The sequence below is a fragment of the Candidatus Bandiella woodruffii genome, assembly GCF_034359465.1.
Lineage (GTDB): Bacteria > Pseudomonadota > Alphaproteobacteria > Rickettsiales > Midichloriaceae > NDG2.
The window spans coordinates 978,612-992,260 of sequence record NZ_CP110820.1; the positions used below are offsets into that span (position 1 = coordinate 978,612).

At 36.1% G+C, this 13,649-nt stretch carries 10 protein-coding genes and 1 pseudogene; 1 reads left to right on the top strand and 10 read right to left on the bottom strand.

Annotated features, from left to right (window positions below; translation table 11 throughout):
- Positions 1-339 precede the first annotated feature (339 nt).
- The 10 genes and pseudogenes from Bandiella_RS05945 to Bandiella_RS05990 all read right to left on the bottom strand — a co-directional run bounded on the left by Bandiella_RS05945 (position 340) and on the right by Bandiella_RS05990 (position 12,297).
- Positions 340-924, bottom strand: coding sequence for an IS6 family transposase (locus Bandiella_RS05945; RefSeq protein ID WP_323733405.1), 585 nt, complete (start codon positions 922-924; stop codon positions 340-342).
- Between the two features lie 216 nt (positions 925-1,140).
- A pseudogene (locus Bandiella_RS05950) lies at positions 1,141-1,296 on the bottom strand (transposase); the annotation flags it as partial.
- Positions 1,297-1,400: 104 nt separating this feature from the next.
- Complete coding sequence (gene gyrB / locus Bandiella_RS05955; RefSeq protein WP_323732780.1) at positions 1,401-3,788, bottom strand: DNA topoisomerase (ATP-hydrolyzing) subunit B; 2,388 nt, start codon at positions 3,786-3,788, stop codon at positions 1,401-1,403.
- A gap of 277 nt (positions 3,789-4,065) precedes the next feature.
- Complete coding sequence (locus Bandiella_RS05960) at positions 4,066-4,440, bottom strand: DDE-type integrase/transposase/recombinase (protein ID WP_323732781.1); 375 nt, start codon at positions 4,438-4,440, stop codon at positions 4,066-4,068.
- A 153-nt stretch (positions 4,441-4,593) separates the two neighbouring features.
- Positions 4,594-6,858 carry a ferrous iron transport protein B gene (gene feoB, locus Bandiella_RS05965; RefSeq protein ID WP_323732782.1) on the bottom strand — a complete coding sequence of 755 codons (2,265 nt, stop codon included), beginning with the start codon at positions 6,856-6,858 and terminating at the stop codon, positions 4,594-4,596.
- Positions 6,859-6,872: 14 nt separating this feature from the next.
- Positions 6,873-7,106: a FeoA family protein gene (locus tag Bandiella_RS05970; RefSeq protein WP_323732783.1), complete on the bottom strand. Its 234-nt coding sequence runs from the start codon at positions 7,104-7,106 to the stop codon at positions 6,873-6,875.
- 168 nt (positions 7,107-7,274) lie between these two features.
- Entirely contained in the window at positions 7,275-7,961 is a 687-nt protein-coding gene (locus Bandiella_RS05975; RefSeq protein ID WP_323732784.1) for a hypothetical protein, read from the bottom strand.
- Positions 7,954-8,568, bottom strand: coding sequence for a heme ABC exporter ATP-binding protein CcmA (gene ccmA, locus Bandiella_RS05980; protein WP_323732785.1), 615 nt, complete (start codon positions 8,566-8,568; stop codon positions 7,954-7,956). Before ccmA ends, Bandiella_RS05975 begins: the two co-directional genes overlap by 8 nt.
- Before the next feature lie 27 nt (positions 8,569-8,595).
- Positions 8,596-10,374, bottom strand: a complete 1,779-nt coding sequence (locus tag Bandiella_RS05985) for an ABC transporter ATP-binding protein (RefSeq protein ID WP_323732786.1) — start codon at positions 10,372-10,374, stop codon at positions 8,596-8,598.
- A 3-nt stretch (positions 10,375-10,377) separates the two neighbouring features.
- On the bottom strand, positions 10,378-12,297 hold the full coding sequence (locus tag Bandiella_RS05990) for an Rne/Rng family ribonuclease (RefSeq protein ID WP_323732787.1): 1,920 nt from the start codon (positions 12,295-12,297) through the stop codon (positions 10,378-10,380).
- A gap of 299 nt (positions 12,298-12,596) precedes the next feature.
- Here Bandiella_RS05990 and secF point away from each other — a divergent pair, with 299 nt between their 5' ends.
- Complete coding sequence (gene secF / locus Bandiella_RS05995) at positions 12,597-13,490, top strand: protein translocase subunit SecF (RefSeq protein ID WP_323732788.1); 894 nt, start codon at positions 12,597-12,599, stop codon at positions 13,488-13,490.
- Positions 13,491-13,649: the final 159 nt, after the last annotated feature.

Consider the following 13,649-nt stretch of genomic DNA (forward strand, 5'->3'; position numbering starts at 1 on the left):
AAGGGATTGATGATATCTCCGATCTTACCCTTCAAATAGTTTCTGCCCATGGCAAAAATTCTTTAAATGACCAATGATTAGCTCTATAGCGTTCCTGCGCTTCATCATTGATTTATCTTTCTTTGATAAAGCTTTTTTCGTCTTAGGTATATACTCCGATAACTTTAAAAATTGGCGTCAAAATACTTCGGACTTCGCATTTCGTCACGTACTTTTGTACGCTCCTCATGCTCATCACTCGTATTCTTTGCTCTTTTCCAAGTTCTCTGTCGTCTATAAATTTCATCGGCACCGTCAAGTTAATGGAGGTAAGGGCGTGACAGAGCATCTTTTTGAAAATTATGCAGCAGCTATGGATTGAGCGGCGTGATCCCAAATAGATTTAGCTTCGAAAAACATTTCTTTTTGCTTGCTAGAACTGTTAATATACCTGCCCACATCTACTGAAAATATGTTCCTTATTTTTCCCATCAAAGAAAGAGTTTGCTGTACCCCAGAAGGAGATTTGAATTTTATTAGGCATTTCTCTTTCCTGCGTGTTGGTTGGTGTGCATTTTCAACCCTATTATTTAATCCTTTATGGCGCCTATGCTCTGTTTTAGGGCACATTTCTTTTATAGGTTTGGTATAGCTTTTTAATTTATCTGTCACGATTACTCTGGGTACTGGATTTGATTGTAATAATCTTGATAAAAACCTTATCGCAGACTTTTTATTACGTCTGGTCTGTAGGAAGACATCTATCTCATATCCATCTTCATCTACAGCTCTCCACAAAATAAAATATTTACCGTTAATTTTAATGCTCATCTCATCCAAATGCCATTTATCCTTTACTTTCCTCTGCTTCTTCTTGATTATATCTAAAAACCTTTTTCCAAATTTAATACACCATGCTCTTATCGTTTCATGGCTTACTTCTATACCCCTTTATAACAACTCTTCTGCTACGTCTCTATAACTCAAATTAAATCTGTGGTACAACCAAACTGCATGTCCTATTATCACCATTGGATATCTGTATCTGCTCGCTCTTTCTTCCATTGTTTTTCTATTATTTTTTATTTTGCTCCAATTTACTATTTTTTCCCTCTTCTCTCAATACCTTTTGCACCTCAACTTTTTTAACTTGACGGTGCCGGGAGAACCTGTTCTTAATATCCAAAATACTGCGTTAATGAATCTTCTGTTATTATGTGCCAAACCTCCCCACGTACCTTCCCTTCCTGGTAAATGATCCTTTATCAAATCCCACATATTATCTGTTATATCATGCCTATGTAGCCCTAAATCCATTTTTACTCCTGATTTATCTTTTCTTTCATATTATACCACAAATCTCATGACGACACTATCTAGGCTAACTTCAAAAATTGTCCTCAGTTTGTTACCTAGCTATCCTAATAATCCAGATTAGCAACCTTAAGAGCGTTGGTTTGAATAAACTCTCTTCTAGGCTCAACCACGTCCCCCATAAGCGTTGAAAACACCTCTTCAGCCGCACTGATGTCGTCAACTTTAACCTGTAACAATGTCCTATTGGCAGGGTCAAGTGTTGTGCTCCATAGCTGATCTGGATTCATTTCGCCCAGCCCTTTAAATCTCTGGATATAAAGACCTTTTTTAGCACTATTAAATAGTTTATCTATCAATTCCAATATGGTGCTGTATTCAAATTTTTCTTCTTTATAATAGATTTCTCCTTTCGTAACGAACATATCTAGGTTGTTTGCCAATTTATTGAGCGATTCCTTGTTTTTTTCAGAAAAGAAGTTTTTACAAATTTTATAGCTCTCCCTGACACCTTTTTCCAGTTTTATCAACTCCAATTCATCGTCAATGGCTTTAGATTCCCAATCTACGACACTGTCAACAAAATATCGGTTTAAATAGGATATTATGCTCTCTGTATCATGCTTCTGTTCTGTATCCTTGAAAAAACCTGTGAATAATAAACTCTCTAGGATATAGCCAGGTATCTGCTTGGTGTAAGCCTTAATAATGTTTGAGAAGGTTATCAACTGATTAATGGCGTCCTTTGTTTCAATCTCTGATACCTCTGATTTATCTAATCTCACGATGGTATTTTTCTGTATAATCTCTTTCAAATATTTATAAAGTTCAGACTCATCTTTCAGATATGTATCAGACTGTCCCCTTTTTACTTTATACAATGGTGGTTGAGCAATATACAAATAACCATTTTCTATCAGCGCTGGCATATACCTGAAGAAAAAGGTTAATAGTAAAGTCCTGATATGTGCCCCATCCACGTCAGCATCAGTCATTATGATAATTTTATGATACCGTAACTTGGTTAAATCAAATTCTTTGTCTTCAAGACTGATCCCAAGGGCGGTAATCAGTGTGCCTATCTCAGCAGAGTTCAACATCTTGTCAAACCTTGCTCTCTCGACGTTCAATATTTTACCTTTTAGTGGTAAGATGGCTTGAGTCTTTCTATCACGTCCTTGTTTTGCAGAACCACCAGCAGAATCTCCCTCAACCAAAAAAAGTTCTGATTTAGCTGGGTCCTTCTCTTGGCAATTCGCAAGTTTTCCTGGCAATGTCGATATTTGCATGCCAGTTTGTTTGCGCGAAAGGTCGCGAGCTTTCCTTGCAGCCTCGCGTGCTATCGCAGATTCAGCCATCCTGCTGACAACTACTTTGGCTTCTTTTGGGTTAGTCTCAAGCCATTTTGCAAGCTCTTCCGACACTATAGATTCCACGACTGCACGTACTTCGCTGCTGATCAGTTTATCTTTGGTTTGAGAAGAAAATTTAGGATCCGGAACACGCACAGATATAATCGATGTTAAACCTTCCCTCATATCTTCTGGAGTTAGTTTTATCTTCTGCTTTTTTTGCAACTGATTGGTTTCGGCGTAGTTATTTATCACTCTGGTTAAGGCGCCTCTAAAGCCTGTCAAATGAGTTCCACCATCTCTTTGTCTGATGTTATTGGTGAATGTCAAAGTGTTTTCGTGATAACTATTATTCCACTGGAATGCAACGTCGGCATATATGCCGTTTTGCTCGCCAGTAATCCTAATTACTTTGTTTATCGCTTGTTTCGCTCTGTCTAGATACTTTACAAAATTTAAAATACCGCCTTCGAAGTGTAAGTTTGCTGATTTTTCTTCTTCACCGCGCTTATCGTATAGCTCTATAGAAATTTCTGGGTTTAGAAAGGCTAGTTCTCTGAACCTATGTTCAAGTGTTGTGAAGTTAAATTCTATCTGAGAAAAAGTTTCATCTGAAGGAAAAAATCTAACTTGGGTACCGGTTTTAGTTGGTTCAGAACTTTCCTTAGAAGAAATTTCCCTTACTTTCTCTCCATGTTCAAAACGCATGTTAAATTCTTTGCCATCGCGCCAAATCACAAGTTCTAACCATTCTGACAATGCGTTTACAACGGAAACTCCAACCCCATGGAGACCACCTGATATCTTGTACGAATTGTCATCAAACTTCCCACCGGCATGCAATTGAGTCATAATCACTTCAGCAGCGGAAATACCTTCTTCTTTATGTAGATCTGTTGGTATGCCCCGACCATTGTCAAGAACCGTAACAGAACCATCTTTGTTAATTGTGACCACAACTTTATCACAATGCCCAGCTAATGCTTCATCTATCGCGTTATCAACAACTTCATATACCATATGGTGTAACCCAGAGCCATCGTCTGTGTCACCGATATACATTCCAGGACGTTTCTTTACCGCCTCTAATCCTTTTAATACCTTAATGGAATCAGCATCATAATTTTCTATTTTCGCGGACATCGTGCAATAACAAAATGAAAAGTTGGAGGATTGTATCATGAATTGAGAAAAAAATCAAAGCATTGTAGAAGCTCACCTTTTTCAGTTGTGGGGGATTCCTAAATCAATATAGATGAAAGCGAAACAATACTACAATGCCATCAACCTAAGACTCTCTTAGATTTGTTTTTTTAGTTCTTGGGGGCACTTCATTTCTACTTATGCAGTAGCCTTTTAAAGGCTCTGTCGCATCTGTAATATGATGCAAAAACTTTCAAATTATTTGTATATTTTTCCATTAAGCAGTTAGTGAAAGAAATTTATCAAAGTCAGAATTATAATTGTCATTGTCAGCAAGTTGTCCTTTTTTAATCATGTGCAAGAGCTCTATTCCTGCAATAGTCCTGGCGGCACTTCTAAAGGATTTGAAACCAAGCATCGGTCTAGTTCGTTTCTTTACAAATCTGTGATCGCCTTCTATCCTATTGTTTAGATATTTGTTATGCCTAATTTCTATTTGGTCTTCTTTAGATAATGGCTTATTGATCGAATTCAAAGCAGAAGTATTAGAGCCACTTTTATCTATATTAACCTTTATAGGCTGGCCACTAGATTTAATTGCTTTCCTGAAAAACGCTTTAGCTGCCCTTTTATCTCTTTTTGCTCTTAGCATAAAATCTGGTTCTGTCGCATCTGTTAATTTTTGAAATAAAAAGTAAAAATTAAGAATTTTTAACTCCCGATTTTCCGCACTTTGAAATTTTCACTTTTCACTTTTTGCACTGAATTTTCACAGATGCGACAGAACCATTTAGTAGATATGAAGTTATTGGAGTGTGCCTATCATTGCCCCCTTCTCCTCTTTAGATAATGTGTACGTAACATAAGACCTCAATATATATGCTGAAATACCAAATAGGCCGATTCCTAGTATCAGAAACTTATAATCGTGGTTACCGTTTATGAATATGCTTGCTGTCTGGTAAAAAATTGTGGCAACCGCATAAGCCGATATAGTCGACCATAATGCAGATATAATAGCCCATTTTTTCCCTACCTCATTCGCTATAACCCCAAATACCGAAACACAGGGAAAATATATTAAAATGAATATGAGATAGGCGAAAACAGCCAATTTATCATCAAAATTTTCCCCAATATTGTTAGCAACAGAAGTGACTAAACCATCTGGAATAGCCTCTCCGCTTTTATAAAACATGTTTGCAAGATTTTTTGGTATACTTAGCACGGCTTGTTTGTATTTTTCTATGATTTTGGGGCTATCCATTCGCACTTGCAGTTCATCATCCGTGTATAAAGATACCAAAGTGCCTACAACCATCTCTTTTGCTAATATTCCGGTAAAGATTCCAACCACAGCTGGCCAATTTTTTTCCTCTAAGCCCAGAGGCTTAAAAAGAATGGTGGACCTCTGCCCAATGAAACTTACCAAACTTATTTCTATTATTTCTTCTGTTATTTTTTCTTTTATTGGAATTTTTATAAAACTGATAAAGCTTATTATTAAGAATACTATGATTATAGTTTTGCCAGCTCCCAGTATAAAAGATTTTGTTTGTAAAATTCCACTACTAATAATTTTTTTGATGCTTGGCAGCCTATATTCTGGCAATTCTATAAGCATTTTGGGATGCGCACTATATGACTTATCATTAACTAGCAAGCCAGTTATAACGCCCATTATTCCGCTAATAGCATAAAGAAGAAATAAAATATTTTGCGTGTGGTTGGGGAAGAATACAAGGCAAAACATCATGTAAACCGCAAGCCTTGCCGCACAGGAAACAAATGGTATCATCATTATTGTAGAAATTCTTTCTCTACGACTACCTAGTATCCTAGTGCCCATAATGGCTGGGACATTGCAGCCTAACCCGATTATCAATGGAAAAAAGGATTGTCCTGACAATCCCAAGCCTTTCATCCATCTATTAGTAATTACTGAGGCTCTGGCGACGTAGCCTGCATCATCTAGGAATGCTAAGAATACATACATCGCGGCGATAATGGGGATGAATGAGGCTACAGTCTGGATACCTCCCCCCAACCCTTGTACTATCATACCCAACCACTTGGCATCGTAAATCTTGGAGGTTATTAAAACCGGTATATCTATAAAAGTTGCTTCAGCGAAAATATTAAAAAACTCTTGGAAAGCACCGCCAAAATTTATACTAAAGATAAAAGTCAGATACATTATAAATAAAAAAATAGGCAATCCCAAAATTTTATTGAGAAAAATATTATCCAGCTTATCGGAGAAAGATTCTGAAGGACTGATTTCTGTTTTTAAAACCTTTTTTGCTACTGTATCTATGGCGCTATAGCGGCTGTTTACAAGGGCGAATGCAGGTGTTTGCCCCATGTCTCTTTCAATATCTTGATACGCTGCTTGTGCAAAGGTTTTTATATCTTTGGGATAGTGGTCAGCCAGATTCCCTTCCAGCAATGTCATTTTATTGTGATTTGTTAATTCGTACGCTTTAGACTCTAAAAGATTCTTCAAACTCAAATAAAATTGTCTGATTTGACTGGGGTATAATTCTAAAATATCAAAAAACTGAGGAGTATTTTCGTAGTTAAGTAGGAAATTTTTTAGCTTTAAGGTATCATATTTGTTTCTTGCAGAAGCTTTTATTACTGGACAATTTAAGGTTTGAGATAATTTTTTTTCATCAATAATAATTCCTTTTTTTCTTGCTACGTCATCCATGTTTAATACTAAGACTATGGGGATTTTGCGCTCAAGGAGCTGTAATGTGAGATATAAATGACGCGCTAGGTTAGTGCTATCGATGACATTGATTAGATAATCAAATTGCTCTTTGGCAATAAAATCAACTGCTAGGTTTTGGTCTGAAGACCTTCCCTCCCCTACACCTAAAGAATATAAACCAGGTAAATCAGTGATTTCAAGTTCAGCATCACAAGTAGAAACAATACCAATTCTTTTTTTAACCGTAACTCCAGCCCAGTTGCCGGTTTTTTGATCTAACCCTGTCAACGAATTAAATATGGTTGATTTTCCAGAATTAGGATTGCCAATTATTCCAATAGAGACTTTCTTCATTGGTTAATAACCAATTATATGCTCCTAGTTATAAGTAGGTTTTGTGCAATTGAATTATCAATAGCATACTTTGTTCCATTAGTTCTAACAATAACTGAGCCAAACCTGTTTTTATGCAAGAGCTGCATCTTGATCTTAGGCAAAAAGCCTAATTCCATCAGCTTAAGTTTTTGAATATTGTCTAAAGAGAAGCTTTGTATAACAAAATTAGCCCCTTTACTTAACATCGTTAGTGATATCTTACCCATAAACTTTTATTGCGATTGATAATCATTCTTGACCAATGTAAAACAAATATGCCATTTTGTCAATACGCTCCGCTAACTTCAAAATTTGACGTCGTTATGTTTTGCCTTGCAGCTTGGCTTTTTATACCATTCATCATGCCAATTCAACCAGACAGTTTTAAATTGGAACTAACTTTCTTCGATAGATACTCTAATCAGGTACCCCGAAATTATGGTTGATACGGTGAAATTAATTAAAAACATCGCAACCAGTAGCAACATATAAGGCGTAGTGCCAGACCTGTAGCATAATATACTAATTATAAATACTGGTATATTACTGAACATAGAGATTAGTATCTGGGAAATTCTTTTCTGACTACTTAGCAAAAATGATGATGATAAAGCTGCACTCATCACAACATTGGCAATTATCAAAATCTTAAGTAGCGTGCTGTAGCACAAGTCATTTATTGAGAAATACCCCATAGCCGCTTCTGTTAATATTAAAACAGGAATATACAACAATATATATATAAGCGAGGAGGCGGATGTTTTAGCCAACAAAAACCACTCCAGCATTATCCCTGATAAAACAAATTGTTCGAGCACGCCATTTTTATTGTCCTCAACGATTATTAAATCAGAAGATAAAGTCACAGAATAAATGATAAACAGTATTTCGAATACTTGTTGCGTTTCTGTGTTTATATTATCCTGCAGCATGAAAGAGATGACTAGCAGTGATGTAATAAATAAAAACATACCGCTTAAAATCAAGACTTTATTGGATAACACAACATGGTACTGTCTAGAGAATACTGTTAAAACCACTGTTTTAAGGTTGGGCCCGAACTTTTGTGTGAAGCTATACATTGTAAAAATCTTCTAAGTTGACTTTGCATGCGTTAGTAATAGGTATCTCATCATGGGTGACTATAATTACAATGCCTGATTGCATACACCTAGCCTTTACTAAATTCACAAATATATCTTTGCCATAGTTATCCAACCCGTTTAAAGGCTCATCCAAGAGCCAGATCTTTGTGTTATTAAGCAAGAGTCTTGCAAGCAGAACTCTTTGTTTAAACCCCTGAGATAAATTTGAGACTGCTGTATGTACATATGGCTCTAAAGCGAAAGTTTTAACTGCGGCTAGGATATTTATCTCTTGATTATAAAGTTTTGCCCAAAATTTTAAATTTTGTAGCACAGTTTGGTTTTTATCCAAGATATCCTGTGTATTGATATAAAAAAGCAAGCTATAAAACTCATGCAATGCTAATTTTACATTGAGTGTATTGAAGAATATGTTCCCTTCGCTTTTATGGGTTAAATTAGCTATTATCCTTAGTAAAGTGGATTTGCCAATACCATTTCGCCCCTTTATCAATAAACAGGCCCCAGGAAATAACGTAATCCCAAAGCGGGAAAATAACGTACGTCCATTTTTTTGTGCAGATATGTTATCGCAGGTTAGCATAATTACGACCCTGTATAGTGTATGGTTTTAAACTTCTAGGAGAGTTCTGTCTGTTTTGTATTGTTCGTATAGTTTGGCGTATTCTCCAGATTTTAAGAGCAGCTCCTGATGATTTCCATATTCACTTACTTTTCCATCTGATAAAACGAAAATTACATCTGCAGTTTCTATTGTGGACAGCCTATGTGCTATAACAATAGTGGTTTTTCCCCTTTTTAAATAATCTAAAGCCATTTGCACTTTTTTTTCTGAAATAGAGTCTAGGGCACTTGTTGCTTCATCTAGCAACAATATTGGTGCGTTTTTTAAAACGGCCCTGGCTATAGCGAGCCTCTGTTTTTCTCCCCCAGATAACTTTACTCCGTTTTGACCTATTTGGGTGTGGTATTGTTTTGGTAACTCCATAATAAAATCATAGGCTGCAGCTGCCATAGAAGCATCTAAGATTTCCTCGTCTGAAGCATCAAGATTTCCATACCTGATATTTTCCATTATGCTGTCATCAAACAAATTTATCTCCTGGCTTACAAAAGCTATGTTTTGTCTTAAAACGTCTAATTTTATATCTTTGATATTCGCGCCACCAATTGTGATTATGCCAGAATCTGAGTCATATAGTCTTAACAACAGGTTAAGTACGGTAGTTTTGCCAACACCAGATCCCCCAACCAAAGCCACAGTCTGCCCTTGCTTTATATGTAAATTGACCCCCGTTAAAGTTGGTTGATCTGCTTTATAAGAGAAAAATACTTTATGGAACTCAATGTCAAATTGACGTATCTCACTAACTCTTTGATTACTATTTAGCCTTACTTCAGCTTCCACGTCCAGCATTAGAAACAATCTTTTTGAAGCAGCAAGACCTTCTTGCATCAACGTGCTGAGTTTAGAAATTGCTTTGAGGGGTTTGTATGCTAATAGTAACGCAGTAATGAAAGAAAAAAATGCGCCTGTTGTTGTTTCGTTGTTAATAACCTGTCTTCCCCCATAAAAAACTACTGCTGCAATTGCGACGCCACCTAATATTTCCATAAGAGGAGAAGATGCTGACTCAACGTACGCCGCTCTTTTATAGATAGATAAGAATTTATCAAGGATGGCTTTTGCCCTACTAATTTCATAATTTTCTCGACAGTAGGATTTTATAAGGCGTATATTCTGGAAGGTTTCATCCAATCTGACTGTAAAGTCCCCAAGCTTCTCTTGCATGTTTTTAGAAATCTTCCTCATTCTTTGCCCCAATTTAGATATAGGGTAAAAAGCTAAAGGAAAAATGACAAGAATTACAAACGCCAAACTAAAGCTTTGATAAAACATGATGCCAATCAGCCCAATTAAAGTAAAGAACTCTTTTATTATACCGGTAAATATTTCAGAGGATGTTGTTTTGAGTACATTAATGTCATTGGTGAACCTTGAAATTAGGTTGCCGGAAGGATATTGGGTCAAAAATTTTAAGTCCGCATAGATTAAATGGCGATACAATTCTATTTGAATATTAGCCACAATCTGCTGCCCAACGCGCTTCATTATGGTTGATTCATAAAACGATGCCACTCCATTGATCATGGTATTGATCAATATTGCAGGTGGTATCAAATAAAGCATGATACTCTTTTTATTTACAAAGATATCATCCAGTACCGGCTGTATAAGCCAAGCGCTAGCTGCAGTAGTGCATGCAATCACTACCATGCAAAGCACAGCTAGCAACAACCTTTTTAGTAGCGGCCTGATATAATCGATAAATAATCTTTTAGATAAGTACCAACTACTATCGTATTTATTTCTCAATTGATCGTTCACTTTTTAGTCTATTATTTTTGTCCAAAATTTTTTCAATATAGACGGGGAGGCAGATGTAGACTTAGTCTTGTGCTGCTGATGGTTCGCCCCATCTTTTGCATTTGGCTTCCTGTCAAACGTTTTATTAGACGTGTTATGCCCTCTATATTTCCTCACAATCTTATTTGTTTTGAACGATTTGGTTTGCTGTCCTCCTGGTTTTTCAACTATTTCAGAAGGTTTAAACATTTCCTCTTTCTCTACTATTTTTGCTTCTTCTTCCTCATGATCTGAAGAAGTGGTAACTGGCATTTTATAACGCCTATTCTTTATTTCAGCATGCTTAAATTTCCCGAAAGTAATTTTGTATTCTTCTGGAGCAAGTAAGTCATCTATATACAAATTGATTTTTGCGTCATGCAACGTTTCTAGGGAAAGCAGCTCTCTTTTATGGTCGTTCATCAAGTATACTACGACATCTGTAGAAGCGAAGATGTTGGCGTGCTTAATTTGTTTCTTAGAAAGTAAAAATTTCAATTTCCCTATTAACAACAAGGCTATTGAACTTTTGAGTGCTACCTTGCCCTTGCCAGAGCATGTAGGGCAGTTTATGGAGTTTGACTCAACAAAGCTTCTACCAATTCTCTGTCTGGACATTTCCAACAACCCAAACTCGCTTATTTTACCCAGCTGAACTTTCACTCTATCTTGCCAAAAGGCCTTTTTTAAAGCCTTTTCCACCAATTTTTTATTTTGCAGGTTCATCATGTCTATGAAGTCTATGACTATAAGTCCTGACAATCCGCGGAATTTCACTTGTTTTATGATTTCAGCGGCAGCTTCTAAGTTGATATTAAGAGCAGTATTCTCTATGCTATATTCATCTGTATAGGTGCCAGAGTTAACGTCTATGGCGATGAGCGCTTCTGTTGTGTTGATCACCAAGTATCCACCAGATTTCAACTTCACTTTGTTTGAATAGAGTTCTTGTAGTTGGCTTTCTATATTATACTCGTGTAGTATTGGGCTTGAGCTGGTGTGCTCCTCCAATTTCTCTATATTTTTCGGAATAAAAACTTTTAAAAACTCATGCACTTGCTCATAAGCTTCATGGCCAGACACTATGATCTTTTCTACCTCACTGGTGTAAAAATCCTTTATGCCGTTTATAATTAAGTCTCCTTCTTCGTAAATCAATGCAGGTGCATACGAAGATATGGCAGAATTCTTTACCTTCTCCCATGTTGCAGTTAGATACTCAAAATCTCTTTGAATTTCAGCTTTTGTCCTATAAGCACAGGCTGTTCTTAATATTACACTTGCATTTTGGTGATTTGCAAGCAGCCCATCTGCTAAATCTCTAAGCCTTTCCCTTTCTTCTTGGTCGTCCAACTTTCTTGATATACCACACCCTTGTTTTATAGAATTAGGTGAAAAAACACAATACCTGCCAGATAAAGAGATATAAGTAGTCATGAATGCCCCTTTAGTCCCTCTCTCTTCTTTTTCCACCTGCACTAATAAAATCTGGTCTTTTTTTATAACCTCTTGTATTTTATAGCTGTTGTACAATTCCTTATTTTTATATACATCCCCGTTATTTTTAGAGGGAGCCTCTGTACCACCAGCCTCACCTGATTCTTCTATATTTCTAAATTCTTTTATTTTTTCTATTAATTGTTCTTTATCTGCAACAGGAATTTGGTAATATTTGGGATGTATCATCTCTAGTGGTAAAAACCCTTTTTTCTCATTGCCATATTCCACAAATGCAGCTTGTAAAGAAGGTTCTATTCTACTTACTTTACCTAAATAGATATTACCTTTTATTGATTTTTTATAAGAATTCTGGTAATCGAATTCCTCTAACTTGCCATCGCTATCCAAAAGTATAAATTTGGTTTCTTCCGGATAGAAAGCATCTATAAGTATTTTTTTCGACATTATTTTTCCCTTAACGTTACATTTTAAACATTACAAACACCATTTCTGCACATTGTTGTTTTCATAAATTGACATTTAGTCAGTAATACAATATTACCTGGTATACTCTTTGTCCTTCAGGAGTTGTTTTTTGGAAACTTAATCGCTGCACGTACTTGCATGAGTACAACGCGCTCTAAAAGCACTCTTGAAACATCTGAGCATATAACTTCGTTGCTTTATTCATATATATCCATACGTCGTATATGAATTTGGTATATATAAGTTTATCGATTGGATTATAGCAAAATAAAAAAAAAATGATAGTTTTAAATATGAAGTTGAAATTTATAGACTTTTTCTCGTATAGAAAATGGGGATTTTTTGTAAGCACTATTTTGACGGTTGCTACGATCATTGGTTATTACACATTTGGACTCAACTTAGGTATAGATTTTAGAGGAGGGATTGTAATTGAGGTTAGGCCTAACAATGAAGTCCTTGCACAGAAATCTAAAGCAACATTGTTAGAAAGACATAACGACATACTTTTTCAGTCCTCTGGGGACAATATGATCTTGCGGTTTCAAAATGCTGCCAATGATACAAAAGCGGTAGACGCTATAAGGGCTGAGATATTAGCCATTGATGAGGAGGCGCAATTTATTAAAGTTGACTACGTTGGCCCTAAGGTTAGTCAAGACTTGATCAAAAAGGCAGTATTGTGTTTTTTTTGGACGCTATTCGCTGTGACATTATATATATTGCTGAGATTTAATTGGAAATTTAGCTTAGGGGCAATCTTATCATTATGCCATGATTTGGTTGTATCCATAGGCTTTTTTGTGTTTACGAGGTATGAGTTTGATTTGACTTCCATAGCAGCAATTTTAACTGTGATCGGATACTCTGTGAACGATAGCGTTGTAATCTTTGATAGAATAAGAGAAAACGCAAACGGCAAACAAAAATATGACATTGATGCTAAGACAATTAATCAAAGTCTTAACGAGACGTTATCTAGAACCATCATGACTTTTCTAACGACGTTCGTTGCTTGTGTGGCATTATGGTTGTTTGGGGGAGATAATTTGAAAAGTTTCAGCGCGGTTATTACATTTGGTGTTGCATTTGGGACGTATTCGTCTATATTCGTGTCAGCTAACATACTGCCATATCTGAATAAAAAATATGAATTTAAGAGAGATTCTTAGAACGAAGTCTACCGATTCATTGGAGATAGAGGCGAATTATTTTAATGGTTTGTTTAGAAAATTTAAATGTCCCCTTGTACAATGGACGCTAATAGTTATTCTTTTGGCTGGACAAATATTGTTGAGTTGTTCTGGAGTCAAGGTATTTTATACGGGTAT